This is a genomic window from Streptosporangium lutulentum (assembly GCF_030811455.1).
GTDB classification, from domain to species: domain Bacteria; phylum Actinomycetota; class Actinomycetes; order Streptosporangiales; family Streptosporangiaceae; genus Streptosporangium; species Streptosporangium lutulentum.
On record NZ_JAUSQU010000001.1, the window covers coordinates 5,983,326 to 6,006,470 of the forward strand.

Consider the following 23,145-nt stretch of genomic DNA (forward strand, 5'->3'; position numbering starts at 1 on the left):
CAGCCATGCACACATTCCTACTCCTGTCACGGTGAACTCAGACTCAAGGAATGACATGCCTTTATTCGCGGCGTGCTCGTAAGGGGGGTGGGGATACCCCTAACCGGCACGGCTCACATGAAACTCGGCTCACATGAAAATCAGCCAGAGCACGGAGTGCGGGCTCGTACACGCGCAGCCCGGCCTCGCCGACGAAGGCCTCGGCCGCCCGCAGGTGGGCCGGGGCCCGCTCGTCGCCGTCCAGCAGGGCCAGCCGCGCCAGGCACAGGTCGGTCACCGACCAGCCCAGTAACCGGCCCGCGTTCGGGGCGAGCCTGCCGTACAGAACCCGCCCGGCGGCCACGTCGCCGAGCGCCGCGCAGATCTCGCTGACGGCGTCCGGCACGAACCGGTAGGCCAGATCCGGGCCGATCTCGGCGAAGTCGTCGCGGGAGAGCCGGGCGAAGACCGCGCGCGCCTCGTCCGGCCTGGCCAGGTCGATCAGGGCCAGGCAGCGCAGGATCTGCCAGGGCCGCTGCCCGGGACGGCGGGTGAGCATCTCGTCGGCCAGCGCGAGCGCCTCTCCCGGCGCGTTCTCCGCCCGCAGGGCCAGGAAACGGAACAGCTCGCGCCGCAGGCGGGCGTCGTCCCGGCCCAGCGCCCCCTCCGGGTAGGCCGCGCCCGAGGCGTCGGCCGCGGCGAGGGCGTCGGCGAAACGCCCGCCCAGGTAGGCGTGGACCGCCGTCTGCCAGGCGGCCAGGCTGACCATCGAGGGGAGCCGGAGCCTGCCCGCGGTCTCCCCGAGCCAGGTCAGCACCCCGGCGGCCCGCTCCGTCCTGCCCTGGGCGTTCAGCTCGACGTATTCGGCCTCCCTGCCGACCCACTCGGTGGCCAGGTCGCCGGTGCGGCGGCCGATCTCCACGATCTCGTCGATGACCGACCGCCTGAGGTCGTGATCATGATCGGGCCGCAGCAGGATCTCCCAGGCGATCAGCGCCCTGGACAGGGTCCGGTCGTCGCCGGCGCCGCGGGCCAGCCGTACCGCCTCCCGCGCGATCGCCGTGCTGCTCTCGACGGGCCGGGCGGTCGAACCGGTCAGCGCGGCGGCGGCGAGCAGCTGTGCCCGCCACGGCGAGTCGCCTGCCAGGCCGGAGGCGAGGACCCGCTCGATGCGCTCGGAGAGCCGGTCGATCCCGGTCATCTCCTCGTACATGGCCAGATAGATCGGGTCGGTGAAGCCCAGCGCCGCCCGGGCCAGCCGGTTGTCGTCGCCGAGCCCCTCCGCGATCTCCGCGGCCGCCTCCAGGGAGACGTGGGCCGCGAGGCTCATCCCCGCCGCCGCCTGCGCCTCGGCCAGGTCGAGGAGGAGGTCGCAGCGGAGAGCGTCGTCCGACCTGGGCAGCCGGTCGATCAGCCCGATCGCCTGCCCCAGGTTCTCCACCGCGTCCTCGTGGGCGAACTGAGCCGTGGCCTGGGCCGCCGCGCGCCGGGTGTAGCCGATGGCCTTGCCCGTCGTCCGGGCGGTGAGCAGACCTTCGCGGTAGTGGTGGGCGATCTCCTCAAGGCGCGTCCCGCTCCGCTCCTCCAGCACCTCGGCGACCCGCGCGTGCAGTCGCCGGCGGCGCAGCGGCGGCAGTGCCTCACGCAGCACGTCCCTGACGATGTCGTGGACGAAGCGATAGGAGGGGCCCTCCTCCTCGACCAGCAGCCGGGCCCCGACCGCGGCGTCGACGAGGTCGAGCACCCGCTCCTCGGGCAGCTCCAACACCCGGAACAGGACGTCGATCGCCGCGTTCCTGCCGAGCAGGGCCGCGGCGGTCAGCACCTCCCCGGTCTCCGGCGGAAGGCCGGCCATCCGGCCCCTCACGACGTCGGACAGCGCCGCGGGGGTCTCGCCCAGTTGCAGGACCTCCCCCAGGAAGAACGGGTTGCCGGCGGTCAGCCTGCCCATCTCGGCGGCCCGGCCGGGATCGGCGCCGGCCCTGCCGAGGTATTCGCGGACCTCCCCCTCGGCCAGACCTCGCAGGAGAAGCCGCCGCACGTTCGGCAGCCGGAGCAGCACCCCGAGAGCCTGCTCCAGCGCCCCGCCCTGCCGGACGTCCGTGTCGCGGTAGGTCGCCACCACGGTCAGCCTCGGGCAGAGCCGGGTCGCGGCGAGGAACTCCAGCAGCCGGAGCGACGACGCGTCCGCCCACTGGAGGTCGTCGAGGACGACCAGGACCCGGCCGTGCTCGTTCAGCAGCCGGGCGAACGCCTCGTAGAGCTCGAACTGCCCGGCCCCCGCGAGCTGGGCCAGCTCGCCGTCCCTGCCGACCAGCTCCTGTACGGCCTGCGTCCACGGCCAGAAGGGCGGTGCGCCCGTACCGTCCCAGCAGCGGCCCCAGACCACGCGGTGCCCCCGTGACCGCGCGGCCTCGGCCGCGTGCTCGGCCAGGCTGGTCTTGCCGATGCCCGGCTCTCCGGCCAGCAGCACCGTCCGGTGCCCGTCGCCCGTGACCGCGAGATCCAGTGCCTCGGTCTCGGCCTTGCGGCCCACCAGCCGGGCGCTCTCTCCCGTCGTCACCCGGACTCTGGGGGTGAGTTCCGGATCCTGCGCGAGGATGCGCCGCTCCATCTCCCTGGAGCGGGGATCGGGGTCCAGTCCCAGGTCCTCCACCAGCAGCCTGCGCCCCTCGGCGAGCACGGCCAGCGCGTCGGCCTGCCGTCCGGCCTGGTAGAGCGCGTGGGCGCCGAGCACGCGGAGCCTCTCCCTGAACGGATGGGCGGCGATCAGCCGGACCAGTCCCGCGGCCTGTGCGGCTCCCCCGCCGAGTGCGAGGTCGGCCTGGGCCAGGTCCTCCTCCAGCGTCAGCCGGAGCTCGGCCAGCCGGACGACCTCCTCCGCGGCCCAGGGAGCGTCCGCGAAGTCGGCGAGCGGCTCGCCGCGCCACTCCCCCAGCGCCAGCCGCAACCGCCGGCCCGCGCCCTCGTGGTCTCCCGCGACGATCATGCGCCCGCCCTCGTCCGCGTGCCGCCTCACCCTGCCCAGGTCCAGTGCGGTCTCGGGGATGTCGAGGGCGTAGCCGCCGGGCCGGGTGACCAGGATCGCCGGGGGCACGTGCCGCCGCCTGCCGGGCTCGAAGGCGCGGCGGAGCTTGGAGACGTAGGCCTGGACGGTGTTGACCGCTCCCGGAGGCGGCTCCCCCTCCCAGAGCGCGTCGATCATCTGGCTCGGCCCGGCCGGACGGGGTGCGATGAGCATGCACATGGCCAGCACCGCCCGCTGCTGGTAGGGCCCGATGTCCAGCGGTGTCCCGTCGTCGGCGATCACCTCGACCGGCCCCAGCACACGGAAGTCCATCGGCCCACCTCGCTCGCGAACTGGGCCGATAGTAACCTTCCGCGCCCCGGCCACGTCATCGCCGTCCTGCCGTCAGGGGAGACATCGTCCGGAACGTGCCTCGACGCGACCGGGGCATCGACGACAACCGGCGCTCGAATTCCTCGAAACGCGACAATCGGCCTGGCAGGACATGAGAACGCCATGACGACCTTCACCTTGTGACCTTCTGGGACGACTTTCCACCCTGAAGCGAATTCCCTAAGGACCAAGAAAGCCGCCATGCGCATTGGCGATCCGAAACCCATGGATAAATGCGGGACAACGACGGGAACCCACGTCATCGACGGCATGCGCGCGGGAAACCGTATGTCCTTCAAGGGCAGGAACAGGGTCCTCCCGGACAGGAGGGTCACGCCTTCCGGAGCCTGGTCAACGGGGTGTTTTCTCTGACGCGGTATGGGCGACACGCGGCGATGAGCAGGCGATCTCCATCGAACCATGAAAAGCGGTGCCTTTCACGTTTGGCCCTGGCTGCCGGGGTAGTTCGGGCGTTCTCACGGACGGAGGATGCAGCGGATGGGCGGATTCAAGAAATTCCTGATGAGGGGCAACCTCGTCGAGCTCGCCGTGGCGGTGGTAATCGGGGCGACCTTCAGCGGACTGGTGCAGGCACTCGTCAAAGACCTCATCACACCGTTGATCGCGGCGATCACCGGCGGCGGGGGACCGGACTTCTCCCAGTACGTGTTCACCGTCAACGGCGCCAAGTTCATGTACGGCGACTTCGTCAACCATCTGCTGAGTTTCCTGATCATCGCCGCGGTGATCTACTGGCTGGTCGTGATGCCGATGACCCGGGTCATCGCCTTCTTCGACAGGAACCAGAAGTCCACCGAGAAGCAGTGTCCGGAGTGCCTCAGCGACATCCCTCTCGAAGCCGTCCGCTGTGCCTTCTGCACGGTGGAACTGTCCCGGGTCCCCGCCGCGGAGAAACCGCCCGCCTGAACCCGGACGCCGGCCTGTCCCCCGGCCGCCGGATGCGGCCGTGGTCACAGGACTCCGGCCGCGAAATCACCGGCCGGGCCCGGAAGCCGCCTGCGGGACAATGGGACCGTGAGTTTCGAACTGGCCGTCTGGCATGAGCCCAAGCCGATCACCAAGGAGTACGCCGAGAACGTCTACCAGGCGCTCCGTCGTGGAGACCCGGAGGCCGCCACGACACATCCCGGGGTGGCGATGTTCGCCGAGCGGTTGTCCGAGGCCGAGCGGCGCTCCGCGGCCCACGCCGTGGTCACCGTGGACCTGGAGCGGGCCGACGAGGTGTCGGGCGAGGCCTTCGCCCTGGCCGTCGAGTGCGGGCTGGTCTGCTACGACCCGCAGCGCGGGCTCGTGCACAACCTGGGCCCGCTGGGCGTCCACCCCGCCATGGAGATGCGCACGGGCGACGGGATGATCGTGGTCAATCCCGATCTCCAACTCGTCTCCGACGCGCTCGCCACCATGTCCCCGCAGAACCCGTTCACGGCGCTGGTCGTCTTCGGCGCGCACTTCGTCCAGAGCTCCCCGGAGATCTCGGGATACGAGCTGGAGTACAAGGACAGCGTCAAGGATCTGATGTTCCGTACTCACGTCGCCGAGCTGGAGGCGGTCCAGGACGCCTTCACCGAGTACGCCACCGGCGAGCGCGCCTTCCTGGAGCGCCACGAATGGAGCCGTGTCTAACCCGCCGGACCACGCCCGAGCCACGCCCAGGCCGCCGGGCGTTCCGAGGCGGTCATTCGCCGGGGTAGCGGACTCCCACCTGTGAACGGACCTCGTCCATGATGCCCATCACGTCGAGGGTGGCCTGCCAGGGCACGAGCGGGCTCTCCAGCAGGCCCTCCCGCAGGCAGCGCATGGCCTCGGCGGCCTCGTGCAGCATGCCGGTCCCCTCGAAGGGGACGTGGAAGGTCTGCGGCTCGCCGTCGGTGGGATACAGGGTGAAGGTGTCGGGGTGGAAGAAGCCGTGCGGCAGCTCGATGCGGCCGAGAGGGCCCGAGACCGACGCGAGGGCCGGGCTGGAGGTGGTGATGCCGCAGGAGAGCAGCGCGACCGCCCCGTTCTCGTAGCCGAGCAGCATGCCCGTGTTCTCGTCCACGCCCTCGGGCGTCAGCCTCGCCCAGGACTGCACGCTGGTGGGGTCGCCGAGCATGAGGTAGGCGAAGGAGATCGGGTAGACCCCGAGGTCGAGCAGCGCGCCGCCGCCCAGTCCGGGAGCGCGGAGCCGATGCTCAGGACCGATGTCGAAGGAGATCCCGAAGTCGGCGTGGACGGTGTTGACCGGGCCGACCGCGCCGCCCTCGACCAGCTCCGCGATCTTGCGGATGGCCGGGATGCAGCGCATCCACATGGCCTCCATCAGGAACAGCTTCCGCTCGCGTGCGAGGTCCATCAGTGCGGCGGCCTCGGCCTTGTTGATCGTGAAGGCCTTCTCGCACAGGACGGCCTTGCCCGCGTTCAGGCAGGTCATCACCGCGTCGTAGTGGGCGTTCTGGGTGTTGGCGACGTAGATGATGTCCACGTCGGGGTCGGCGGCGAGCTCGGCCCAGCTGCCGTGGGCCCTGGGGATGCCGTGCTTGCCGGCGAACGCCTGGGCCGACTCGATCGTCCTGGACCCGACCGCCACCACCTCGGCGTCCGGCAGGAGCTTCAGGTCCTCGGTGAACGTGGCGGCGATCCCGCCGGTCGCAAGGATTCCCCACTTAATCGCACTCATAAGCACACATTTCACCACGTACGGCCCGCGCCAGGATCCTCGGTGCGGGCCGTACCGGGGATCCCGGCGGAGTCGTACCGGGCGATCAGCCGCGGGTGTCGGCGAGCAGGGCGTTCAGCACGAGGTCCGGATACTCGCGCATCACGCCTCGCATGCGCCATTCGTCGGTGAACAGCGCCAGCAGGGCCCCGTCGAGCGTCCGGGTGAAAACCTCCACCCCGCGCTGGCGGGCCAGGATCGGCGCCGACTCGGCGTCGGTGAGCCTGGCGATGCCGAAGTCGAGCCTGTCCATCGCGATCTCGGTGTTGAACTCGACGGCCATCCGGTGCTTGACCACGTCGAACTGCATCGGTCCCACCGCCGCGAGCACCGGCGACTGGTCTCCCCGGACATCGGACCGGAGAACCTGGACCACGCCCTCGGCGTCCAGCTGCTCGATGCCCTTGCGGAACTGCTTGGACCTGCTGGAGTCTCGGACCCGGGCGGTGGAGAAGTGCTCGGGCGCGAAGCTCGGGATCTTCGGGAACTCGACGGCCGGGCCGTCGTAGAGCGTGTCACCTGGGCGCAGGGCGCTGGCGTTCACCAGGCCGACCACGTCACCGGGGAAGGCCTCGTCGATCGTGGCGCGCTCCTGGCCGAAGACCGACTGCGCGTATTTCGTCGCGAACGGGCGGGCGGTGGCCGCGTGGGTCAGCACCATGCCGCGCTCGAACCTGCCCGAGCAGATCCGGACGAACGCGATCCGGTCGCGGTGGGAGGGGTCCATGTTGGCCTGCACCTTGAAGACCAGTCCGGAGAACGGCTCGTCCAGCGGGCGAGGGTCCTCCGCGACGTCGAGGCGGGGTGTGGGCGCCGGGGCGATGTCCACCATCGCGTCGAGCAGGCGGCCGACGCCGAAGTTGGACAGCGCGGCGCCGAACAGCACCGGGGTGGACTCGTGCGCCTCGAACGCCTTCTGGTCGTGATCGGAGCCGATCGCCGAGAGCAGGTCGATCTCGTCCTTGGCCCGCACCCAGTCTTCGCCCAGCTCGGCCTGGGCCTGCTCGGCGCTCAGATCGGTCTCGATGGCCTTGGTGGCGCCACCGGGGGTGCGGGTGTAGCGGACGATGCGGTCGGCGGCACGGTCGGCCACACCGTGGAAGAAACCGCCGTTGCCGATCGGCCAGGTGATCGGCGTGGGCCTCAGGCCGGTCCGCTCCTGGATCTCGTCCAGCAGCTCCAGCGCCTCACGCCCCGGCCGGTCCCACTTGTTGACGAACGTGATGACCGGGATCTTGCGGTGCCTGCAGACCTCGAACAGCTTCAGGGTCTGCGGCTCCATGCCCTTGGCCGCGTCGAGCAACATGACCGCGCAGTCGACGGCGGCCAGCACCCGGTAGGTATCCTCGGAGAAATCGGCGTGACCGGGGGTGTCGACCAGATTGAACATGTGGCCGCGGTATTCGAACCGAAGCGCGGCGGAGGTGATGGAGATGCCCCGGGCCTTCTCCATCTCCATCCAGTCGGACGTCACGCCTCGGCGCCCGGACTTGCCGTGCACCGCGCCGGCCTCGGTGATCGCGGACGCGTGCAGTGCCAGCGCCTCCGTCATCGTCGATTTACCGGCGTCGGGGTGGCTGATCACCGCGAACGTGCGACGGCGCGCCGCCTCCTGAATGATCGCGGCCATTTCCTTGTCTCCTAGCCATGCGTAAGGTGGGGGATTCCCGGTACTGTCCGGGGCCTCGAACAGCTTACGCGCCACCACAGCTGTCAACAGATGTGGCAACACTTCCCCAGGCCGCTTGCGCCACCATGGTGTTCAGTGGATCGTGGAACATCTCGGTTCGCCCCATGCCCCTCCCAACTGTCCGAAAGCAGCTAGCTCGTGCAACTCGACGTTCCAGTGGTGTGCAGATGATCACGCTCCGCTATGCGGCAGGTTCCGATGTCGGCCGGGTCCGGCAAGGCAACGAGGACGCGGCCTACGCCGGCCCCCGGCTTCTCGCCGTCGCCGACGGGATGGGCGGCCATGTGGGCGGGGAGGTCGCCAGTTCGGCGGCGATCGCCACGATCGCGGCCCTGGACCAGGAATGTCCGGGTGACCTGGCCGCCGCCGCCGAAGCGGGGGTCCGCAAGGCCAACCAGCGCCTGCGCGACCTGGTCAAGGAGGACCCGACCCTCACCGGCATGGGCACCACCCTGACCCTGATGCTCTGGAACGGCTCGCGGGTCGCCCTCGCCCATGTCGGCGACTCCCGCGCCTACCTGCTCCGCAACGGGGATCTCTACCAGATCACCTACGACCACACCCTGGTCCAGACCCTGATGGACGACGGGCGCATCACCCCCGAGGAGGCCGCCCGGCATCCGCACCGTTCGATCCTGCTCCAGGTGCTGGACGGCGGGGACAACCTTGAGCTCGACCTCTCCCTGCGGGACGCCGAGGTCGGCGACCGCTACCTGCTCTGCTCCGACGGCCTGTCCGGGGTGGTCGACGCCGTACAGCTCCGTCACGTGCTCGCCGAGTTCGACGACCTCGACGAGGCCATCCGGCAGTTGATCCAGCTCGCCTGCGACGCCGGGGGACCCGACAACATCACCTGCGTGGTCGCCGACGTGGTGGAGGGCCCCGCCGTGGACTCCCCCGTGGTGGTCGGCTCAGCCGGCCCTTCCTAAGCGGGCCCGGCCCTTCCTAAGCGGGCCCGGCCGGTCCTCGCGGGCCGCGCCGGCCGGCCCTCCGCGGGGCACGGCCGCACCCCGGGGTGCGCCCTTCGCAGGTCGTGTCGGCCGGCCCTTCGCAGGGCGTATCGATCGCGCCCTTCGCGGGGCGCGGCCGGTTCTCCTCAAAGGAGGGCCTGGTCATTCGTGTAATCCGCGATGTTTTCCCGTGCCCGGCCGGACACGCCTTCATTTCCTCCGGAAGCTGTGATCGACTGGTTCTGGTCGCGGCGGGAGGCAGCCGCTATCGTCGGTTCTGCGCTCCTCGCTGATTACCACTCCGAAGGGACGGTCTCATGTACAAGGAATTCGCCATCGAGGCGGTCGTATGGCTCATTCCCGTCGTGATCCTCGTCGGTCTCGCCTACGTGATCACCCGGCCCGCCTGACGCTCTCCCGCGAAGCCGAGGACCTGGAGCACCGGCTCCGATTCCTCGGCTTTTTCGTGCCTCCGGGACGCCCGACGATCCCCCCGGAAGGACATGACTCAATTTCGGCAACCACCCCCCTTGGCCGATTTTTACGTATATACGGCCATGTACGTGTGCTCGGGGGGCGCAATGCACGGCACGTCGTCAGGGGGACCCCACCCGCCGCCGACTCAGTTCATCGAGACCGTATCGGCTTTTCCGGACGCCCTTTTCACGTTTCCGCTTCCGGCGGTTTTCGGTTGCCGGCCGGTCGTCGTATCCGGTGAGGTCGAGTCCGACGGCGACGAAACCGAGGCGGCGAGTTTCACCGGACGGGCGGCGATCCCGGGACACGGCGGAACACCGGTCGCCGTGGTCGTCTCGCCGCAGGTCGTCATCGCGCGATTTGTCAGCCTGGTGGACGGCGCCCTGTTCAGCGGCCCTCCTCTGTGGTGTCTCGCGTCGTGATCCCCACATTACGGGCGTACTCCTGGGCATCACGGTCATCAGTGATCCAGAACGAGCCGTCGTAATCCTTCCAGTTTCGGATCACATGACAGGTCTGCGCCTCACCGAGATGCTTCAGCGGTTCTTGGCCTGTGCCGCCGAACACCGCTCGTCGAACACGGTTGATCTGCTCGACCTCACGAGGGTCATCGATCTCAATCGGCTCTCCGAGCCATCCGTCTGGGGCGATGGTTTTGAGGTCGGGGTAGACGTGTGCAGACCTGCTCGCCTCGTAGGCGATCGCCTCGGTCCAGCGGCCACGCTCACGCAGGATTTCCCGCAGGAGTGGAAGCTGATATACGGATGCGAAGTTGCACAGCACCGTGTTGTCGGGAAACCAGTACCAGGTCATAACGCGAGGGGGGAATCCTCTCTCGTTTCACTGATGGCTTGTCGCAGCGTGTCGGTGTCACGACCGATCAGATTCGCGAACGGTCGAAGTGTCGCCTTGCCGTCCGCGTACGCCTGAGCCGTGGCGCGCACCAGCAAGCGCGGAATCCGTGGAGTGGAGGAGTGCTGGAGCCACTCGCCGAACGATTCGAAAGACCCTGTCAGCCCCGCCGCGTCCCCGGCGGTCATCGTTCTGAAGGAGTCGCACAGGCTCCGATCTATCAGCTTGAGGTTGAACAGCCGCCAGGCGAGCGTGCTCGGCGATACCCAGAGCCGACAGGCGAGCCGGGCGAAGGTCTCTCGTGACCACGTCGTATGGGCCGACTCCTCCCTGAGGATGTCTCCTGGAAGGAGGAGCTCCGCGGCGAAGGCGTTCGCACGCACCTCCGAGGGCTTCCGCTTGTGAACGGCGTCCTGGATGTTCGCGTCGACGTGCAGCCCCTGATCGTCTCCTGCGAGAAGGTGCCCCAGTTCGTGAGCGATGGTGAACCTCTGGCGGGCGGGGAACTCGGATGTTCCGACCACGATGAGCGACGCCTCTTCGTTGACCCACGACAGTCCGTCGAAGCCGTCGGGGAGACGATGAACGCGCACGTCCACGCCGAATGCGGTTTCGACCGCTTCGGCCAGATCCCTGCTCCGCCACAGCGTGACCTCTTTGGCCGCGGCGCACTCTGTGGCGGAGACGGCCAGGTCGCGCCCCTGATCCACATTGAGAAGGGAGGTGGGAGCCCACCGGAACTTCGGCACATCCTGCCGGTAGCCCAGGAACGCGAGGTCCGCGCGAAGCTGCGCGAGGCGCTCGGCTTCGCGGATCGCGGCATCGGACGCGGTCAGGGTGTCCGTCGACGTCCTTGCGGCCATGGAGGGAGTCAGAGAGCTCGCGCCAAGGAGCCAGTCGACGGACACGCCACACAGGTCGGCGATTCTGGCCAGGTCAAGCGAGGTGAACCTTCGAACACCTGACAGCGACTTGGACATCTTGGATTCGTCAAGCCCTACCTTGCCGGCGAAGACCGCTTGGGTAAGGCCGCTCTCTGTAATCAGTTGGCGTACTCGAACAGCTGTCGCATCCCCGGCCATAAGAAAATCCTACGCACCACTTGCGAAAAACGCAAGAATAGATGATCATGAAAGCGTATGCTTTCCGCGATTGAGCCGTTACCCATCGACAGATTCAAGCGCGTGTCAGAGTGCGATCTACGGCGAGCAGACGGCCGCCGGCGGGGAGCAGGACGAACAATGTGGCGGTGCGTCCGCCTTCGGAACCGCCGTCCATACCGGGGACGAACCGGTACGGACCCCGGACCCGGGCGTCGGCCTCCTCCGGGGTGGACATGCTCGCAGCGACGGGTTCGCGATGTGAGCATGATGACTCACCGGCCGGAGCCGAATCGGCGTCATCGGACCCTCGCGCGTCGGCTCTCGGTCATGAGTCCGGAATCGCCGGGCCGGTACGGCGGGCGGTGCGCCTGCGGCGCAGGAGTGCGGCCAGCACGGTGAGGACGATGCCCCCGAGCGCCACGGCGAGCATGAACCCCACGGGGATGAACTGCCCGCCGAGGTAGCCGAGCAGGACCGCGGGACCGGCCCACAGGAGCTCGGCGGTCAGGGCGGCCAGGGCGTAGGCGCGCCAAGGGTGGGTCAGACGTCCCGCGGTGGTCGCGGCGACCGTACGGCCCGCCGGGAGGTAGCGAGCGATCAGCAGTGACAGGAAAGGGTGCCGCAGGATCCACCCCTGCCAGCGGGACTCACCCGCTCGGGAGCCGTCCCGGAAGCGAAGGCGGGTCAGGCCGCGGGCGATCCGGCGGCCGAGCCGGTAACCGGCCAGGTCGCCGATCCACGCGCCCAGGGCGCCGATCGCGCCGAGGAGGACGGGGTTCAGGTCGCCCTGGGCGGCCAGAGCGCCCCCGGCCAGCAGCAGGGTGCCGGGCGGCAGGATCGGGATGAACAGATCCAGCGATGACACCAGCCATACGACCAGGTAGGCGGCGAACGGGGCGGAGGGAAGCACTATGTCGATCATTTATGGCCCTCTGGGATGCAGGTTTCCCGCGGGAGCGCCCCGCAAGGTCGACCGCCGGTACACGTTTCTTTTGGATCGGTCCAGGGGCTCAGGCGCCGAAGAGCCGGGCACACGGGCCGGCGAGGCCTGTGTGCCCGGCTCTTCATGGACGTCGGTACGGAGTGCTCAGACGCTGGCCTCCGCCAGCTCCGCCTCCTTGATCGCGGCCGCGGCGCCGCCACGGAGCGGGACCTGGCGGATGAACAGGGCGATGACGATGCCCACGGCGGCCACGATGGCGCCCCACATGAAGAGCGCGGTGACACCGTCGGTGACAGCCTGCTGGAAGACGTGCTGGGCCGCCTCCGGCAGGGCCTGCAGGGCCTTCGGAGTCATCGACGTGGCGGCGGCGCCGAGGGGCTGAGCTCCGACTCCGGCTCCGGCTTCGGTCAGCGAGTCGGTCAGGTGGTTGACGTAGACGGCGCCGAGGAGGGAGATGCCGAGCGAGCTGCCCATGTTGCGCAGGAAGGTGGAGGCACCGGTGCCCGCGCCCATGTCGCGCAGCTCGATGCTGTTCTGGGCGATGAGGGTGCTGGTCTGCATCAGCCCGCCCATGCCCGCGCCCAGGACCGCCATGTAGACACCGGACATCACCGTGGAGGTGTTGACGTCCATGCTGGCGAACAGCAGCAGGCCGACGGTGACGAGGATGGTGCCGGCGATCGGCAGGGACTTGTAGTGCCCGGTCCTGCTGATCAGCACACCGCCGGCCAGACTGACGATCATCGCGGCGACCATCATGGGTGCCAGCAGCAGGCCGCTGTTGGTGGCGGAGGTGCCCTGGACGAACTGCTGGAACTGCGGCAGGAAGCCGATGGCGCCGAACATCGCGAAGCCCGAGATGAAGGCGAGCCCACCGGCCAGGTTGAAGTTGAGGCTGTTGAAGACCCGCAGGGGCATGATCGGCTCGGCCACGCGACGCTGGACGACGATGAAGGCGACGAAGGCGACCACCGTGAGCGCCGCGAGCCCGAGGATCTGCGGCGAGCCCCAGTCGTACTGGACGCCGCCCCAGCTGGTGATCAGCACCAGCGCGGTGATCCACACGGTGAGCAGGGCGGCGCCGAACCAGTCGATGCGAGCCTTGCCGGCGCCCTTCGGAAGCTTGCCGAGGGTGATCCAGCAGACCACGAGCGTGATCACGCCGAGCGGCAGGTTGACGTAGAAGGCCCAGCGCCAGTCGAGGTTGTCGGTGATGAAGCCGCCGATGAGCGGGCCACCGATCATCGCGACCGGCATGACGGCCATCATCAGGCCCTGGTACTTGCTGCGGTCGCGCGGCGGGATCATCTCACCGATGATCGACATGACGCCGACCATCAGGCCGCCCGCGCCCAGGCCCTGGATCGCGCGGAAAGCGATCAGTTGCGTCATGTCCTGGGACAAGCCGCACAGCACCGAGCCGACCAGGAAGATCACCACGGAGGAGATGAAGATGATGCGGCGGCCGTACAGGTCGCCGAGTTTGCCCCAGATCGGGGTGGACACCGTGGAGGCTAGGATGTATCCCGTGGCCACCCATGCCAGATGATCCAGACCGCCCAGCTCGCCGACGATCGTCGGCAGCGCCGGAGCGACGATCATGTTGTCCAACATCGCCAATAGCATCGCGATGACCAGGCCGCTCATCGTGACCATGATCTGGCGGTGACTGAATCCCAGTCCCGCCCCTTCCGCCGGTGCCCCCGCAGCCGCCCCCGGGACCGGCGAAGTCACCGTTTCCTTCGTTCCGTCCTTCGCCACCAACTACACCTTTTCTACTCTGTTTGCTAGCCGACCGGTAAGTACCGTACTTACTAACCGGCCGGTTAGCAAACGTGCAAAGATGGGAATAAATCCGGAACGTCGACAAGGAAGGCGAAACGGTTGACGGGTATGCGGCGCAAGGGAACGGACACGCGAGCGGAGATCCAGGACGTCGCGCTGGCCCTGTTCACCGAGCACGGTTACGACGCGACCTCGATGCGTGAGATCGCCGAACGACTCGACATCACCAAGGCCGCGCTCTACTACCACTTCAAGAGCAAAGAGGCGATCATCCTCAGTCTCTTCGAGGAGCACCTGAGCGCGTTCGACGAGTTGCTCGCCTGGGCCGCCGCCCAGCCGCACTCCCCGCAACTGTCCTCGAAACTCCTCGGCGGATGGCTCGCCCTGAGCACCGGCCGCGGGCTTCCGATCATGCGTTTCGCGGCCGCCAACCAGACCGCGCTACGCACCGTCCTGCCCGCGGACCAGGGCACCGTCCAGCAGCGGCTCGAGAAGGCCACTCAGATCATCTCGGGTCCGGACGCCCCTCTCCAGGAACGCCTGCGCGTCCGGATGGCCCTGCTCAGCGTGCACATCACCGTGATGGCCTCCCACGAGACGGAAGCCGGCGACGCCGACATCCTCGCCGCCGCGACGCACGCGGCGGCGTTGCTGACCGGCGACCTGTTCCCGGCCCCGCAGCTCCCGCTCACCGAGCGGTGCGGTTCGACCGGGATGTGGCCGGAGACGACCGGCGACCAGCGGTGTTCGTGACCTCGGGGGCCCGGGCCCGGCCGCGGCGCGCCGATGGAAGGTCACGCTGAGGAACGGGAGACTTCTTTGCGTCGCCGTACCGTCTCACCGGCGGGGAAGTGGCCGGCCACGGTTCGGAGCGTGCTCAGCGTAGGTGCGACCGGCTGCCCTGCGAGCATTTCCTCAAGCGCGTCGTTCAGCCCGTCCTGGACCGTCCGGACGCGCTCGGCCAGCTGCCTGCCGGTTTCCGTGAGTGTCAGGGTGACGTGCCGCCTGTCGCTCGCGCTGGTCGTCCGCTCGACGAGCCCCGCGGTCACGAGCCGGTCGACCAGCCTGCTCGGGTTCGCCCCCGACTCGCACACCAGCAGCTCACCGAGTCCGGAGAGGGTGAGGGCTCCACGGTCGTCGAGGACGCTCACCACCTCTCCCTGGGACGGCGTGAGACCGAGCGGGCGGAGCGCGGCGGCGAGCATGCGGTTGCCCTCTCGCTGCACCGCCAGGATCAGGTAGCGGAACTCCTCGGCGTCCTTCACTCCTGCGGATCCCTTCTCTGCGAAGACTCTCGGGGAGACTCTCAAGCGGAGTGCCCCGCGGGTGTCACTCTCGCACGTGCATGCTACGACAGACGATGACGTGTCATCGGCCGGCTCGGTGACGATCACCCGCACCGCCGCCTCTTCATCGGCGGGGTGCCGGTGACGGTCATCCGCCCCGCCTCCCCATCGGCGGGGTGCCGCCACCGGGGCCGGCACGGTGGCGGTCACCCGTGCCGTCGCGTCCCGGCCGGCGGGGCGCGGCCGAGGCCTCCTCACCTCGGACGGCCGTCACCACGCTTTTGTGTTCCTCGCGTCGGGGCCTTCGAGGATGCCCTTGAGGACGCGGAGGTTCTGTGCGACGGCGCCGGCGATGCCGCGGGTCGCCAGTCCGCCCAGCACGCTCGGTGCCCCCGCTTCGAGCTCGAACGCGTTGACCAGGTCCGTCGTGGTGGCGGACCCTTCGAGATCGTAGATCGCGCGCCCGTGGAAGGCGCCGAAGCCGCCTTCGATCACGAGACGGCGGTCGCGCTCGTACTCGATGATCTCCAGTTGTTCCCGCATGGGCCGGGGGAGACTGCGAAGCTGCCGGTAGACGGTTCCGGGACCGGCCGGTCCCGGGGTGATCGGCCGGGTCTCGCGGATCGCGTAGTTCCAGGCGGGAAGGTTCCGCAGATCGGCCAGGTAGTCGAAGACCACGCCGACCGGACGCTCGATGCGCAGGACATTGCTGAACCTCACGTTCTTTCCCGTCCGCGAGGATCGGAAGAAGTCTGTGATCATCATTCACTCCTTGGGGAATTCTGGGTGGGTCGCGCCGGATCGCCGGCGCACGGTGGAGAGGGACGGCGAAGCACCCTCGGTTCTCACGCGCTCCGCACGGGAGCGAGCGCCCCGGCGAGGCGATCGGCCGCCCCGGGGTCGTGGGCCGCCAGAACCTCCAGGTCGGGCATCGTGGCGCGCAAGGCGTTCACCTTGCTCACCGCGTCACGCATCTGCTTCTTGTCGCCTATCCCGGGCAGTGCGCCGGCGGCCAGGAGGCCGGCGTCGTAGGTGAGGTCACCCACCAGGATCAACGGCGCGTGGTCCGGGCGGCGGATCAGCATGGAGAGCGAGCCGGGCGTGTGCCCCGGGGTGGGCAGCAGCAGGATGCTCCCGTCGCCGAACAGGTCGTGGCCGGTGTCGAACGGTGCCACCGCCGGGTCCGCGAGCGGTTCGGGTGTGATCCGCCTCCAGTTCAGCCCGGGCAGGTCGATGTGCGATGACATCAGGCCGCGCGCCTCCGGCAGCGGCTTGTGCAGGGACTCCCACTCCCGGTGGTCGACGACGATGTCGGCGTGGCCGAGCAGCGGCAGCCCGCCGATGTGGTCCTGGTGGAGGTGGGAGATCACCGCGGTGTCCACGTCGCCGACGGCGTACCCCAGCCTGAACAGGCCGGCCGTCAGCGTCTCGTCCGGTTCGATGGCGAATTTCGCGAGGCGCGAGTAGATCAGCCCGCTGAACCCTCCGGGGAAGTAGTTCGGATCGGTCACCGACGCGCGGTCCTGCCCGGTGTCGAACAGCACCACGCCGTCGCGGTGCTCGATCACGTAGACGTTGATCGGCCGGGGAGCGGTCCATCGCGTCGAGGTGAACAGCCAGACGTAGAGGTTCTTCCACGTCGGCCCGACGTGCTCCGGCCGGATGGCCACCGAGCCGGTGCTGAGGACGGACACGCGCTTGATCGGATCTGCCGAAGCGTTCATTGGAGCCTCCCGGGGATTTGTGTGCTGTGTCATTAAATTACACGACACACATTTCGGTCAAGACTCTCTTGGACGCCGGTTCACCGGGGACCCACCCCGGCGCCCGGTTCGGAGCCGAGGGGTCCGGCCGTGGCACGCGGTCCGCTCCTGGCGGCCGAGCGCCCCCTGTGCGGCGGTTCGGACACATCGCGACCCCGCACCTGCGGGGAAGGCGCTCCCGACCGGACGGCTACTCTGTTGGGTGCCGACCGGCCCCGCGCCCACCGGGACGGTCTCCGTCATCGAATGCGATGAGTGCGTGTCGATCAGCGATCACCGGTCCTCCTGCGGCCACGGGATCGCGCGAGAGCAGGGAACAGCGTGAAGCTTCTACACTCCGGGAAGGTCCGCGACGTATACGAGGACCGGGGGGACATCATCCTCGTGGCCTCCGACCGGGTGTCGGTGTACGACGTGATCCTGCCCACGCCCATCCCCGACAAGGGGAAGATCCTCACCCGGCTGTCGCTGTGGTGGTTCGAGCAGCTCGCGGACATCGTGCCCAACCATGTGATCTCGGCCACCGACGTGCCCGCCGAGTTCGAGGGGCGCGCCGTACGGTGCCGGAGGCTGAAGATGGTCCAGGTCGAGTGCATCGCCCGCGGCTACCTGACGGGACAGGGCCTGAAGGACTACCAGGCGGCCGGTTCGATCTCCGGGGTGTCGCTCCCCCCCGGCCTGGTGGAGGGGTCCCAGCTCCCCGAGCCGATCTTCACCCCGAGCACCAAGGCGCCGCTCGGCCAGCACGACGAGGGCATCACCTTCGGCGACGTGGTCGCGCAGGAGGGCGCCGAGGTCGCCGAGGAGCTCAGGCGGATCACGCTGGAGGTCTACGGGCGGGGAGCCGAACTCGCCGCCGAGCGCGGTGTCATCATCGCCGACACCAAGATCGAGCTGGGCTGGGCCCCTGACGGCACGCTCACCCTCGGCGACGAGGTGCTCACCTCGGACTCCTCGCGGTTCTGGCCGGCCGACGACTGGAAGCCCGGCCGCACGCAGTTCTCCTTCGACAAGCAGTACGTCCGCGACTGGGCGACCGGCACGGGATGGGACAAGAAGGAACCCGCGCCGGAGGTGCCCGCCGAGGTCGTCGAGGTCACCCGGGCCCGCTACATCGAGGCGTACGAGCGCATCACCGGCACCTCCTGGTGAACGACGCGTGAACTCCCCGGCGCCGCGTCCCCGACGCGGCGCCTCCACGAGGGGCCGGTGTGAACGACTCGCGCGCACCGGCCTTCTCCGCGGGGACGAACGTCAGACGGCGAATTTCCTCTCCGCCGCGGCGCCCACGATGAGCGGGGTCGCGGAGGCGGAGCCGGTGGGCGCGCCGAAGTCGGCCACGATGCAGGTGATGTTGTCGGGGCCGCCGCCCCGGTTGGCCAGGTCGATGAGCCACCGGGCGGCCTCGTCGGGATCGGAGATCTCGCTCAGCGTGTTGAACATGGTCTCGGGCCCGACCACGGCGGTCAGGCCGTCGGAGCAGAGCAGGTAGCGGTCCTCCGGGTAGGCCTCGCGCAAGGAGAGATCGAGCTCACCGTCACCGGTGCCCTCAAGGACCCGCAGCACCATGGATCGGCGCGGGTGCTCCGCGGCCTGTTCCGGGGTGATCCGCCCCTCGTCCACCAGCGACTGGACAAGGGTGTGATCGTGGGTGATCTGGTAAAGGGCGCCGTCACGCAGCATGTAGGCGCGGGAGTCGCCGACGTGGGCCAACGCGAAGGTGCCGCCGTCCCAGAGCATGGCCGTCAGGGTGGTGCCCATCCCGCGCAGAGTGGGGTCCTGCTCGCTCATGTCGCGCAGCGTGTGATTCACGTTCTTGGCCGCGTCCTTGAGGGCGGCGAGCAGGTCGACACCGCTTCCTGGAAGACTCTCGTCCAACGCCGCCATCGCTGTGACGGCGAGTGAGCTGGCGACCTCTCCGCCCGCATGACCACCCATACCGTCGGCTATGGCGAGCAGGCGTGCGCTCGCGTAGCCCGAATCCTCGTTCGCCTCGCGGCGGACGCCTACATCAGAGCGAGCCGCATAGCGCAGTGCCAATGCTTCGTTCAGTGCCATGAAGGCAGTAAAGCATTGGTTGAGGCACTTCACAAGCAAAGTTCCTGTAGACCGTTGCGGCACAGTGAACTACTGTGACCCAATATGGAGGAGCGCCAGGACATCACCGTGAACGCGGGCGACATCGCCCGGCTCGCCGGCGTCGGCAGGGCAGCGGTAAGCAACTGGCGCCGCCGCCATGAGGACTTTCCCCAGCCGGTGGGCGGCACCACCTCCAGCCCTCATTTCTCCTTGCCCGAAATTGCCGCATGGTTGCGGGCGAATGGCAAATCTTTTGAAGTCTCCCTCGGTGACCTGGTCTGGCAGCGGCTGCGAACCTCGGTCGACGACCTGCGCCTGGGAGATCTGGTGGGCAAGGTGGGCGCGTTCCTGCTGTTCCTGCACCGCGAGCCCGGAGCCTGGCGTGATCACGGAACGCGGTCCCTGACCCGCCTGGGCGCCGTGACCGCCGATCTTCCCGGCTCCCCCGACCCGCGCCTGGACGACCTCGCCCTCGTCGGGCTGGTCGCCGAGCTGGCCGCCGAGCGCGGGCCGCTGGACGCCTTCGAGTTCCTCTGCGAGCGCTACGTCGAGGCCCACTCCCGCCGGCTCTCGGTCACCCGGGACGACGTGGCCGAGCTCATGACCCGGCTCGCCGTCCAGGAGAAGGGGACCGTCCTCGACCCGGCGTGCGGCGTCGGGACGCTGCTGCTGCACGCGGAGTCCTCACGCGGTCAGGAGATCAACGAGACGAACGCGATGCTCTCCGCGGTCCGGGTGCTGCTGCGGGGCGCCGATGCCCGGATCGTCGCCGGCGACTCCCTCCGCGAGGACGGACTGACCGGCGATCTCGCCGACGCCGTGATCTGCGACCCGCCGTTCAACGAGCGCGCGTGGGGCTACGAGGATCTGGCCGCGGACCCCCGCTGGGAGTACGGCCTGCCGCCGCGCGGGGAGTCCGAGCTCGCCTGGGTGCAGCACTGCCTGACCCACGTGAAACCGGGGGGCCTGGTGGCGATCCTGATGCCCGCCGCGGCGGCCGGCCGCCGTCCCGGCAAACGGATCCGCGGCAACCTGCTGCGCGCCGGGGCGTTGCGGGCCGTGGTGACGCTGACGCCCGGCGGCCCCGACCTGTGGATGCTCCGCCGTCCCAACGGTGAGCGGCCACCGTCCCAGCTCCTGATGGTGGACGCGAGCGAGGACCTGTCGATCGTGGAGCCCGCCTGGCGGGCCTACATGGAGGATCCCGAGGCCGAGCTGTCCGGCGCCGGCCGTACCGTGCGGATCATCGACCTGCTCGACGACGAGGTGGACCTCACCCCGGCCAGGCATCGCCCGCAGCAGGGCGGCCCGGACTTCCTGCGGGACTTCACCGACGCGCTGGCCAGGTTCAGGGGCACCTCGGCCGTGCTGTCGGACGCGCCTCCCGCCCTTGAGCTGCTCGACGAACGGCAGGACCTGCCGACCACCACCATCGGGGAGCTGGCCAAGGCGGGTTTGATTGCAATTCTCCAAGCCCCGCCCAAGATGTCCGCTGATGAGGGACCTCTCCCGGTTCTGACCGCCGACGACATCGCCTCGGGCGCCTCTCCCTCGGGACGGACCACCCTCGATCCGACCCTGGTCATGATCAAACCCGGTGACGTCGTGACCACCGTCCTGGGCGCGGTCCGGGTGGTCGGGCAGAGCGGCGCGGCGCTCGGCCCGCAGGTCACCCTCTACCGCGTGGACCCGCAGCGGCTCGACTCCGGCTTCCTGGCCGGGTTCCTGCGCTCCGCCGACGCGGCCAGGATCCATCCCGGCTCCAGCCGCCTCGACGTACGGCGGGCGCGGGTGCCGATGCTGCCCCTGCCCGACCAGCGACGGTACGGCACGGCCTTCCGCGAGTTGTTCGCCCTGGAGGACAGACTGCGCGAGACGAGGACGCTGGGAGAAACCCTGATCCGGCTAGGCTTTGACGGACTGGTCGACGGCCATCTCCGGCCGTGCGACCAACGGGTGTGACGCCCGCACGTCTGGGAGGGTCGATGGTCATCGGAGACCGCTACGAGCTCGACGACCTCCCTCTCGGACAGGGGGGCATGGGCGCCGTCTACGGCGGTCACGACAAGCACCTCGACCGCAGGGTGGCCGTCAAGTTCCTGAAGCTTCTCACCGGCCCCGACGAGGAGCTGAACCGGCGCTTCCTGCGCGAGGCCCGGATCCTGGCGAAACTGGAGCATCCCGGCGCCCCGGTGCTCTATGACTTCGGCACCTTCGACCAGCGGCTGTTCCAGGTGATGCAGTTCATCGAGGGCGTCACCGTGGCCGACCTGGTCAGCGAGCACGGCCCGCTCCCCGTCCCGTGGGCCGCCGCGATCGCCGCGCAGGCCTGCGCCGTCCTGTCGGCCGCCCACGCGCTGTCCATCTACCACCGCGATCTCAAGCCGACGAACCTGATGCTGTGCCCCGACGGGAGCGTCAAGGTCCTGGACTTCGGCCTCGCGATGCTCCGTGAGGCAGACTCCACCCAGTTCACCCGGGTCGGTCAGCTCCTCGGCACCCCGGCCTACATGGCGCCCGAGCAGATCCAGCGCGGCCTGGCGGGTCCCCGCAGCGACCTCTACGCGCTCGGCTGCGTGATCCACGAGATGCTGACGGGCGAGCAGCTCTTCACGGGACCCACCGAGTACGCCGTGTTCGAACGACAGGTGAAGGAACGCCCCGCCGCGGTCCCCGGCGTCCCCGCCGAGCTGAACCGCCTGATCGAGGACCTCCTGGAGAAGGATCCCGACAACCGGCCCGCGGGCGCCGACGTCCTCTACGAGCGCCTTCAGCCCTTCGCCGTGGACCTGCCCATGCTCCCCGGCTTCCTGCACCCGGCGTCGGTCCCCAGCCCCGGCCGGATGTACGCGCGGATGGTCGGCCGCGTCCTCGCCTGAACCGGGCGTTCAGCCGATGGTCTGCCGGGTCCCCGTCCGGGCCTTGAGCCTGGCGCGGACCGCCCAGACGACAAGCAGCCAGGCCACGACCAGCACCGGCCCCGCGACGGTCAGGTGGGTGGTGATCTGCTGGATGACCTCCGGGGCGAGGTGGTAGCTGAGGATCACCAGCGTCGCCGCCCAGGCACAGGCGGTGGGCAGGCTGGCGGTCACGAAGGTGCGGTACGGCATGCCCGCCCAGCCCGCGAGCCGGGGGGTCAGCGTGCGGGCGCTGCCGATCCACTGGCCGCCCGCCACCGCCCAGCGCCCGTACCTGCCGAGCAGCTCACGCGGCCGATCCCAGCGACCGGGGGCGAGCCGGTGGAAGGAGGGGGCGCCCTCGCGGCGCCGTCCCCACAGGTAGGAGAGCTGGGTGCCGACCACCGCCGCGCACGCCGCCACCGCGACCGCCGTGCCCAGCGACACCACGCCCAGGTGGGAGAAGTAGCCGAGCGCGACGAGCACGCTCGTCCCGGGCAACGCCACGCCGATCAGCAGTCCGGCCTCGGCCACCAGGAACACCCACGCCACGGCCAGCAGCAGCGGCGGGGAGAGCTGGCCGAGCAGGTCAGACATGGGCTGCCGGCCTGCGGCACACGTATGTCATCCCCGGGGGCAGGTTCCGCCAGACCGGCCCGGTGGTCAGCACCTCGTCGAAGGCCGATCGCAGCCGCCGGCGGAAGGACCTGGCCCCGGGGAGCGGGAGGGCGTGCAGATAGGTCACGGTCGTGAACGCGCCTCCGGGGGCGAGCGCCCTGCCGATCTCGCCGATGATCCGCTCCTGCTGCTCGCCGGGGAACAGCGACCACGGCAACGTGCTGACCACCGCGTCCACCCGGTCGACCCCGGCGCCGGCCAGGAGCTCGCCGAGGTCGGCCGCGTCGCCCTCGATGGTCTCCATCCAGGGCTTGGTCCTGCGCAGATGCGCGGCCAGGCCGGGTTCGATCTCCACGGCCAGATGGCGCGATCCGGGGGCCGTCCGCGCCCGGATGGCCTCGCTGATCGAGCCGGTGCCCGGCCCCAGCTCCACCACCACCGGCGTGCCGCTCGTCGGCACCACCGCGGTCAGCGCCCTGGCCAGCGCGGGGGAGCTCGGGGCGATCGCGCCCACCACACCCTGCTTCCGCAGCGCGGCCGTCATGAATGCCCGCAGGTCGGGAGCTGCCGCTGTCTCGTTCATGACTCAATGACATCGCCACGAGGG

Annotated in this window: 22 protein-coding genes; 8 read left to right on the forward strand and 14 right to left on the reverse strand. The window is 69.4% G+C overall.

What is annotated here, in order from left to right; all coding sequences use genetic code 11:
- Nucleotides 1-61 precede the first annotated feature (61 nt).
- Nucleotides 62-3,319 (reverse strand): ATP-binding protein, encoded by a 3,258-nt coding sequence (locus J2853_RS26620; RefSeq protein ID WP_307562540.1) that lies wholly within the window; start codon nt 3,317-3,319, stop codon nt 62-64.
- Nucleotides 3,320-3,877: 558 nt separating this feature from the next.
- On the opposite strand from J2853_RS26620, the gene mscL reads away from it, so the two are divergent.
- Together mscL and J2853_RS26630 are read left to right on the forward strand one after the other, a co-directional pair.
- Entirely contained in the window at nt 3,878-4,306 is a 429-nt protein-coding gene (gene mscL / locus J2853_RS26625) for a large conductance mechanosensitive channel protein MscL (protein ID WP_307562542.1), read from the forward strand.
- Between the two features lie 108 nt (nt 4,307-4,414).
- Nucleotides 4,415-5,023 (forward strand): hypothetical protein, encoded by a 609-nt coding sequence (locus tag J2853_RS26630; RefSeq protein ID WP_307562549.1) that lies wholly within the window; start codon nt 4,415-4,417, stop codon nt 5,021-5,023.
- Nucleotides 5,024-5,075: 52 nt separating this feature from the next.
- Here J2853_RS26630 and J2853_RS26635 read toward each other — a convergent pair whose 3' ends face one another.
- Nucleotides 5,076-6,056, reverse strand: a complete 981-nt coding sequence (locus tag J2853_RS26635; RefSeq protein WP_307562560.1) for a Gfo/Idh/MocA family protein — start codon at nt 6,054-6,056, stop codon at nt 5,076-5,078.
- 85 nt (nt 6,057-6,141) lie between these two features.
- Nucleotides 6,142-7,725, reverse strand: a complete 1,584-nt coding sequence (locus tag J2853_RS26640) for a peptide chain release factor 3 (protein WP_307562563.1) — start codon at nt 7,723-7,725, stop codon at nt 6,142-6,144.
- A 227-nt stretch (nt 7,726-7,952) separates the two neighbouring features.
- On the opposite strand from J2853_RS26640, the gene J2853_RS26645 reads away from it, so the two are divergent.
- Together J2853_RS26645 and J2853_RS26650 are read left to right on the forward strand one after the other, a co-directional pair.
- On the forward strand, nt 7,953-8,714 hold the full coding sequence (locus J2853_RS26645) for a PP2C family protein-serine/threonine phosphatase (RefSeq protein WP_307562564.1): 762 nt from the start codon (nt 7,953-7,955) through the stop codon (nt 8,712-8,714).
- 602 nt (nt 8,715-9,316) lie between these two features.
- A complete protein-coding gene (locus tag J2853_RS26650; protein ID WP_307562566.1) occupies nt 9,317-9,634 on the forward strand; it encodes a hypothetical protein in 318 nt (105 codons plus the stop codon).
- Here the strand turns inward: J2853_RS26650 and J2853_RS26655 are convergent.
- The 5 genes from J2853_RS26655 to J2853_RS26675 form a co-directional block, all read right to left on the reverse strand.
- Complete coding sequence (locus J2853_RS26655) at nt 9,600-10,025, reverse strand: hypothetical protein (RefSeq protein ID WP_307562568.1); 426 nt, start codon at nt 10,023-10,025, stop codon at nt 9,600-9,602. The two genes, J2853_RS26650 and J2853_RS26655, sit on opposite strands and share 35 nt — an antisense overlap.
- A complete protein-coding gene (locus J2853_RS26660) occupies nt 10,022-11,146 on the reverse strand; it encodes a helix-turn-helix domain-containing protein (RefSeq protein WP_307562570.1) in 1,125 nt (374 codons plus the stop codon). The genes J2853_RS26655 and J2853_RS26660 overlap by 4 nt, the downstream gene beginning before the upstream one ends.
- A 94-nt stretch (nt 11,147-11,240) precedes the next feature.
- Entirely contained in the window at nt 11,241-11,402 is a 162-nt protein-coding gene (locus J2853_RS26665; protein ID WP_307562572.1) for a hypothetical protein, read from the reverse strand.
- A 90-nt stretch (nt 11,403-11,492) separates the two neighbouring features.
- Complete coding sequence (locus tag J2853_RS26670; RefSeq protein ID WP_307562574.1) at nt 11,493-12,089, reverse strand: DedA family protein; 597 nt, start codon at nt 12,087-12,089, stop codon at nt 11,493-11,495.
- Nucleotides 12,090-12,254: 165 nt separating this feature from the next.
- On the reverse strand, nt 12,255-13,766 hold the full coding sequence (locus J2853_RS26675; RefSeq protein WP_307562577.1) for an MDR family MFS transporter: 1,512 nt from the start codon (nt 13,764-13,766) through the stop codon (nt 12,255-12,257).
- Nucleotides 13,767-14,003: 237 nt separating this feature from the next.
- On the opposite strand from J2853_RS26675, the gene J2853_RS26680 reads away from it, so the two are divergent.
- Entirely contained in the window at nt 14,004-14,648 is a 645-nt protein-coding gene (locus J2853_RS26680) for a TetR/AcrR family transcriptional regulator (protein WP_307562579.1), read from the forward strand.
- A gap of 41 nt (nt 14,649-14,689) precedes the next feature.
- On the opposite strand, the gene J2853_RS26685 is transcribed toward J2853_RS26680, so the two are convergent.
- The 3 genes from J2853_RS26685 to J2853_RS26695 form a co-directional block, all read right to left on the reverse strand.
- Nucleotides 14,690-15,160: a MarR family winged helix-turn-helix transcriptional regulator gene (locus J2853_RS26685; protein WP_307562581.1), complete on the reverse strand. Its 471-nt coding sequence runs from the start codon at nt 15,158-15,160 to the stop codon at nt 14,690-14,692.
- Nucleotides 15,161-15,451: 291 nt separating this feature from the next.
- Complete coding sequence (locus J2853_RS26690; protein ID WP_307562582.1) at nt 15,452-15,943, reverse strand: SRPBCC family protein; 492 nt, start codon at nt 15,941-15,943, stop codon at nt 15,452-15,454.
- Between the two features lie 83 nt (nt 15,944-16,026).
- A complete protein-coding gene (locus tag J2853_RS26695) occupies nt 16,027-16,905 on the reverse strand; it encodes an N-acyl homoserine lactonase family protein (protein WP_307562584.1) in 879 nt (292 codons plus the stop codon).
- 360 nt (nt 16,906-17,265) lie between these two features.
- Between J2853_RS26695 and J2853_RS26700 the strand changes: the two genes are divergently transcribed.
- Complete coding sequence (locus J2853_RS26700) at nt 17,266-18,096, forward strand: phosphoribosylaminoimidazolesuccinocarboxamide synthase (protein ID WP_307562586.1); 831 nt, start codon at nt 17,266-17,268, stop codon at nt 18,094-18,096.
- A 102-nt stretch (nt 18,097-18,198) separates the two neighbouring features.
- Here the strand turns inward: J2853_RS26700 and J2853_RS26705 are convergent, their stop codons facing one another.
- Nucleotides 18,199-19,002: a PP2C family protein-serine/threonine phosphatase gene (locus J2853_RS26705; protein ID WP_307562588.1), complete on the reverse strand. Its 804-nt coding sequence runs from the start codon at nt 19,000-19,002 to the stop codon at nt 18,199-18,201.
- Nucleotides 19,003-19,086: 84 nt separating this feature from the next.
- Between J2853_RS26705 and J2853_RS26710 the strand changes: the two genes are divergently transcribed.
- Nucleotides 19,087-20,985 (forward strand): N-6 DNA methylase, encoded by a 1,899-nt coding sequence (locus J2853_RS26710; protein WP_307562590.1) that lies wholly within the window; start codon nt 19,087-19,089, stop codon nt 20,983-20,985.
- Nucleotides 20,986-21,008: 23 nt separating this feature from the next.
- Entirely contained in the window at nt 21,009-21,902 is an 894-nt protein-coding gene (locus J2853_RS26715) for a serine/threonine-protein kinase (RefSeq protein ID WP_307562592.1), read from the forward strand.
- Nucleotides 21,903-21,911: 9 nt separating this feature from the next.
- Here the strand turns inward: J2853_RS26715 and J2853_RS26720 are convergent, their stop codons facing one another.
- Nucleotides 21,912-22,517, reverse strand: coding sequence for a DedA family protein (locus tag J2853_RS26720; RefSeq protein WP_307562594.1), 606 nt, complete (start codon nt 22,515-22,517; stop codon nt 21,912-21,914).
- Nucleotides 22,510-23,121: a class I SAM-dependent methyltransferase gene (locus J2853_RS26725; RefSeq protein WP_307562596.1), complete on the reverse strand. Its 612-nt coding sequence runs from the start codon at nt 23,119-23,121 to the stop codon at nt 22,510-22,512. The genes J2853_RS26720 and J2853_RS26725 overlap by 8 nt, the downstream gene beginning before the upstream one ends.
- Nucleotides 23,122-23,145 lie beyond the last annotated feature (24 nt).

Bases quoted from the DNA above. Each gene is read 5' to 3' on its own strand.
- J2853_RS26635 (WP_307562560.1), bottom strand. From the start codon at position 6,056: ATGAGTGCGATTAAGTGGGGAATCCTTGCGACCGGCGGGATCGCCGCC.
- J2853_RS26720 (WP_307562594.1), bottom strand. From the start codon at position 22,517: ATGTCTGACCTGCTCGGCCAGCTCTCCCCGCCGCTGCTGCTGGCCGTG.
- J2853_RS26675 (WP_307562577.1), bottom strand. From the start codon at position 13,766: ATGGTCACGATGAGCGGCCTGGTCATCGCGATGCTATTGGCGATGTTG.
- J2853_RS26655 (WP_307562568.1), bottom strand. From the start codon at position 10,025: ATGACCTGGTACTGGTTTCCCGACAACACGGTGCTGTGCAACTTCGCA.
- J2853_RS26705 (WP_307562588.1), bottom strand. From the start codon at position 19,002: ATGGCACTGAACGAAGCATTGGCACTGCGCTATGCGGCTCGCTCTGAT.
- J2853_RS26695 (WP_307562584.1), bottom strand. From the start codon at position 16,905: ATGAACGCTTCGGCAGATCCGATCAAGCGCGTGTCCGTCCTCAGCACC.
- J2853_RS26650 (WP_307562566.1), top strand. From the start codon at position 9,317: ATGCACGGCACGTCGTCAGGGGGACCCCACCCGCCGCCGACTCAGTTC.
- J2853_RS26680 (WP_307562579.1), top strand. From the start codon at position 14,004: ATGCGGCGCAAGGGAACGGACACGCGAGCGGAGATCCAGGACGTCGCG.
- J2853_RS26665 (WP_307562572.1), bottom strand. From the start codon at position 11,402: ATGTCCACCCCGGAGGAGGCCGACGCCCGGGTCCGGGGTCCGTACCGG.
- J2853_RS26620 (WP_307562540.1), bottom strand. From the start codon at position 3,319: ATGGACTTCCGTGTGCTGGGGCCGGTCGAGGTGATCGCCGACGACGGG.
- J2853_RS26715 (WP_307562592.1), top strand. From the start codon at position 21,009: ATGGTCATCGGAGACCGCTACGAGCTCGACGACCTCCCTCTCGGACAG.
- J2853_RS26645 (WP_307562564.1), top strand. From the start codon at position 7,953: ATGATCACGCTCCGCTATGCGGCAGGTTCCGATGTCGGCCGGGTCCGG.
- J2853_RS26660 (WP_307562570.1), bottom strand. From the start codon at position 11,146: ATGGCCGGGGATGCGACAGCTGTTCGAGTACGCCAACTGATTACAGAG.
- J2853_RS26710 (WP_307562590.1), top strand. From the start codon at position 19,087: ATGGAGGAGCGCCAGGACATCACCGTGAACGCGGGCGACATCGCCCGG.
- J2853_RS26725 (WP_307562596.1), bottom strand. From the start codon at position 23,121: ATGAACGAGACAGCGGCAGCTCCCGACCTGCGGGCATTCATGACGGCC.
- J2853_RS26640 (WP_307562563.1), bottom strand. From the start codon at position 7,725: ATGGCCGCGATCATTCAGGAGGCGGCGCGCCGTCGCACGTTCGCGGTG.
- mscL (WP_307562542.1), top strand. From the start codon at position 3,878: ATGGGCGGATTCAAGAAATTCCTGATGAGGGGCAACCTCGTCGAGCTC.
- J2853_RS26670 (WP_307562574.1), bottom strand. From the start codon at position 12,089: ATGATCGACATAGTGCTTCCCTCCGCCCCGTTCGCCGCCTACCTGGTC.
- J2853_RS26690 (WP_307562582.1), bottom strand. From the start codon at position 15,943: ATGATCACAGACTTCTTCCGATCCTCGCGGACGGGAAAGAACGTGAGG.